The organism is Nitratidesulfovibrio liaohensis (assembly GCF_011682075.1).
GTDB classification, from domain to species: domain Bacteria; phylum Desulfobacterota; class Desulfovibrionia; order Desulfovibrionales; family Desulfovibrionaceae; genus Cupidesulfovibrio; species Cupidesulfovibrio liaohensis.
The window spans coordinates 1-4167 of record NZ_VSMK01000239.1; the positions used below are offsets into that span (position 1 = coordinate 1).

A 4167-nucleotide genomic window follows, 5' to 3' on the forward strand; every position below is an offset into this window, starting at 1 on the left:
GTGCCCAGCAAGACCCTGCTGGCCACGGCCCGGGCGCGTCATGTCATGCGCCGCGCCGCGTACTTCGGCCTGCCCGCGCCGGAACTGGCCCCGGTGGATTTCGCCGCCGTGGCCCGGCGCATCCGCGAGGTGCAGGCCGTGATCCAGCGTCACGATTCCCCGCAACGCTTCACCGGGCTGGGGGTGGACGTGCGCTTCGGCCCGGCGCACTTTTGCGACCCGCATACCGTGGACATCGGCGGGCGGCGGGTAAGCGCCGCCCGCATCCTTGTGGCCACGGGTTCCTCACCGCAGTTGCCGCCCCTGCCGGGGCTGGACTCCGTGCCTTTCCTGACCAACCGGGAACTCTTTTCGCTGGATGCGCTGCCCGCCTCTCTGCTGGTGCTGGGTGGCGGCCCCATGGCCTGCGAGATGGCCCAGGCCTTTGCCCGTCTGGGGTCGCAGGTGACCATGGTGTTGCGCGGCCCGCGCATTCTGCCGCGCGACGATGCGGACATGGCTGGGGTGGTGCACGCCGCCCTGGCCGCCGACGGGGTGCGCGTGCTGACCGGGGCCACGGTGAAGATGCTGCGCGCGGCGTCAGCTGGACCGGGCGGAAATGACGCAGCCGGGACGTGCGTGGAGGCGGAACTGGAGCTTCCCCAGGGCGAGGGACGCGGCCCGCTCGTGGTCCGGGCGGACCGGTTGCTGGCGGCCCTGGGCCGTACGCCGGAAATCACCGGGCTGGACCTTGCGGCGGCGGGAGTGACCACCGCAAAACACGGCGGCATCAGCGTGGACCAGCGCATGCGCACCAGCCAGCCGCACATTTTCGCGGCGGGTGACGTGACCGGCGACTGGCAGTTCACCCATGCGGCAGGGCACGAGGCCGGGGTTGTGGTGGCCAATGCGGTGCTGCGCCTGCCGCGCCGGGCGGACCATGCGCGCATGCCGTGGTGCACCTTCACCGACCCGGAGCTGGCATCCGTGGGCTGCAACGAGCGCATGGCCGCCGAACGCGGCCTGCCCGTGGACGTGCATGTGGAGCCCTTTGCCGCCAACGACCGCGCCTTGACCGAAGGCACACCCGAAGGCCGCCTGAAGCTGGTGTTGCGCAAGGGCAGCAACAAGGTGCTGGGCGTGCAGGCCGTGGGGCCGCACGCGGGCGAGGTGCTGAACGAATGGGTGGCGGTTCTGGGCGGCGGGGTGCGCCTTTCCGCGCTGGCCGGGGCCGTGCATCCCTATCCCACGCTGGGCGAGATTTCGGCCCGCGCGGCGGGCAACGTGGTGTCGCGGGTGCTGTTTTCCGCCGGGGCGCGCAGGTTGCTGCGCCTGCTGTTCGGCTACCGGGGGTGATGCCCAGCCGCCCAAGGCGGCGTCATGAGTCCGGTCGCCAAGGCGGCGTCATGTTGCCGCGCGGCGGGCAATAAAGTGCCCCCGGAGACGGTGGCAGAAGCGGGGGTACCGTCTCCGGGGGCTGTTCCGGGGGCATGTTCGGGAAGGTGCTCGCGGTTCGCGGCTTCCTTCGATGATGCCTGTCTAGCACGCTCATGCACTGTGCGATATTGGGCGGAACGCTAAATCTGTTGGTAGGGAATGTGGTAGGGGCTCCATGCTCGGTGCGTGGATCGTGCCGCCATGCAGGTGGGGGGTCCGTGCGCCATGGGGGTTTGCCGCCCCGCGATGGTGCATCGTGTCTGCGGGTAGCGGTATGGGGGTGCGAAGCCGCACGGAGTGAGGCAGACCGGCGCGAAACGGAGATGCGGCGGTGCGCGGTGCGCCATGCGCGGCGCCATTGCGGACAACATTCAATGTTACGGGGTACTGAGCAATGCCGCAGTTCGGAGCGCACATGTCCGTTGCCGGGGGGCTCTGGCGCGCGGTGGACCACGCCGTGGCGGTGGGAGCGCAGGCCTTGCAGGTGTTCACCGCCAACCAGCGGCGGTGGGAGGTGCCTTGCCCTTCGGATGGCGACGCCGCACGCTTTCGTGCCGCCGTGGCCGCCTGGGGCGGAGGATTCGTGGCCTCGCACGCCTCGTACCTGTTCAACCTCGCCTCGCCCGATGAGGACGCCGGAGCACGCTCGGTGCGCGGGCTGGCCGCAGAGATCGGGCGGTGCGGCCTGCTGGGCATCCCGTGGGTGGTGCTGCATCCCGGCGCGCACATGGAAGGCAGCGGCGGGCAGGGCGTGGAACGCGGCGTGCGCCGTGTGGCCGAGCGGCTTGCAGCAGCCTTCGACGTGGCGGGGCGCCTGCATCCCCATGCCGATGGCGTGGGCGTGCTGCTGGAGAATACCGCCGGACAGGGCACCTGCCTCGGGGGCGACGTGGAGGACCTTGGGCGCATGATGGATGCCTGCCCGGCCCGCGAGCGGCTGGGGGTGTGCATCGACACGGCCCACGCCTGCGCCGCCGGATACGACCTGGCCACGGAGCAAGGCTACAGACGGCTGATGGCGGCGGTGGACGGTGCGGTGGGGCTTGGGCGGGTGCGTCTGTTCCACGTTAATGACAGCGCCACGCCATGCGGTGCGCACAGTGATAGGCACGCCCACATCGGGCTGGGCCATGTGGGGGCCGCCGGGTTTGCCCGGCTGGTGCGCGACCCGCGTTTTGCCGGGCACCCCATGGTACTGGAAACGCACAAGGGCAAGGATCTGGCCGAGGATCGCCGCAACCTGCGGGTGCTGCGCCGTATTGCTGCGGGTGATGACCCGAACGAGGCCGCGCGCGACGTGGACGGGCTGAAGGACTAGGGCGCGCACCGGGCAGGCGGGGCGGAGGCGCCGGAAGTGCCGGATAGGCCGGACATGCCGGACTGGCAGGACAGGCCGGACGTGCCAGACAGGCACGGACGTGCCGGTCAGGGTGGCGGAATCCGCCCCACCGCAGGGCAGGCGAAAGACGGGAGCGGGGCGCACCGGTCGCCATGGATAAACGGCTGGCCGTGGGTGCGGAACGCGTCAGTCCTTGCCGCTGGCGGTATCGCCTGCCGGGGAAGCTTCCGGGGCTTCTTCCGTGGTGGACAGGGACATAGCCTGCCCCGGCAACAACGACCCCGGCTGCACCGATGACGGGCATGCTCCGCCAGTTCCGGCAGACGGGCAGCCCCCCGACGTGGCAGAGGGGCATCCCGCGCATCCAGCCTCGCCAGCATTTGCGGTGTGCATATCGGCCCCATGGGTGCCGGGCGCGGTTACCGCGTATTCCGGGCGCAGGTGGGGCATCAGTTCCTTGGTGGCGGTGCGCTGCGCCGCCTCCACGAACACCTTGCCGTCCCGCGCCGTAACGTCGAAGCGGGTCACCACCCGGCGATCATCCGGGAACATCAGCCGCTTCTGGCGGATCATTTCCTCCACGATGCCTTCCAGAGCCTCCTGCGCGTCGTCCGTCAGGTCGAAGCGCACCAGCGACAGGCGCAGGTTGGCCTGCCAGCGTTCGTCGGGCAGGAAGGCCGCATTCCATGCAAACACGCCCAGGCTCACGGCGTTTTCCGGGCCGCTCAGTTCTTCGGCCACGGCCAGCAGCGGGCGGCAGAAATCGTGGATGAGCTGCGAAAAGGGGTCCATTGCCCGTTCGGCCTTGCGGCGACGAATTTCGGCGATGCGCTTTTTCAGTTTCTTGGCGTCGGGGGCGGCCATGGTGTCTCGCTGTGGTGGATTGCGTGGCGCGCGGCTGGGCGCGAACGGCAGGTGCATAGGCGGTTTCGTGGGCAAGCGCAACCCGGTGCGCGGGGCAGGGCGCTTTCGGACGGGCATGTCGAATGGGCGGATCGGGATGTCTGACGAAACGCCTGCATTGTCGAAACGGCGGGGCAGAAGGGCAGGTGCCGCACCGCACAGGCCCGCCCAACGGAGCGAGCCTGCGTGGTGCGAAAGTGTATGCGGCATGCGCGCGGCGGCGGGCCGGTCTGGTCAGGACGTGTCAGGGTTGATCTGGACTGGTCTGGACTGGTCTGGCCAGGACTGGCCAGGACTGGGCAGGACTGGACAGGGCTGGGCTGGGCTGGGCTGGGCGGGCAGAGGCGAGCCGGGCCGGATTCTTGCCGTCTTCTGGTCCTGCCGGTGTCAGCGGCGGCGCGAGCGGGCCCACAGGGCGATGCCCGCCAGCCCCACTATGTACCCGATGCCGCCCGCCACGTCCGCCATGCGCGGCCCGCCGGACTGCAAGGCCGCCAGCGAATGGCGCA

General features: G+C 70.3%; 3 protein-coding genes. 2 read left to right on the forward strand and 1 reads right to left on the reverse strand.

The window, feature by feature from the left end; all coding sequences use genetic code 11:
* Together FVW27_RS09285 and FVW27_RS09290 are read left to right on the forward strand one after the other, a co-directional pair.
* The coding region (locus tag FVW27_RS09285) for a dihydrolipoyl dehydrogenase family protein (RefSeq protein WP_167124561.1) at positions 1–1335 on the forward strand (1335 nt) is incomplete at its 5' end.
* Between the two features lie 475 nt (positions 1336–1810).
* Positions 1811–2734, forward strand: coding sequence for a deoxyribonuclease IV (locus FVW27_RS09290; RefSeq protein ID WP_167124563.1), 924 nt, complete (start codon positions 1811–1813; stop codon positions 2732–2734).
* Positions 2735–2941: 207 nt separating this feature from the next.
* Here FVW27_RS09290 and FVW27_RS09295 read toward each other — a convergent pair whose 3' ends face one another.
* Positions 2942–3619, reverse strand: coding sequence for a hypothetical protein (locus FVW27_RS09295; RefSeq protein ID WP_167124565.1), 678 nt, complete (start codon positions 3617–3619; stop codon positions 2942–2944).
* Positions 3620–4167: the final 548 nt, after the last annotated feature.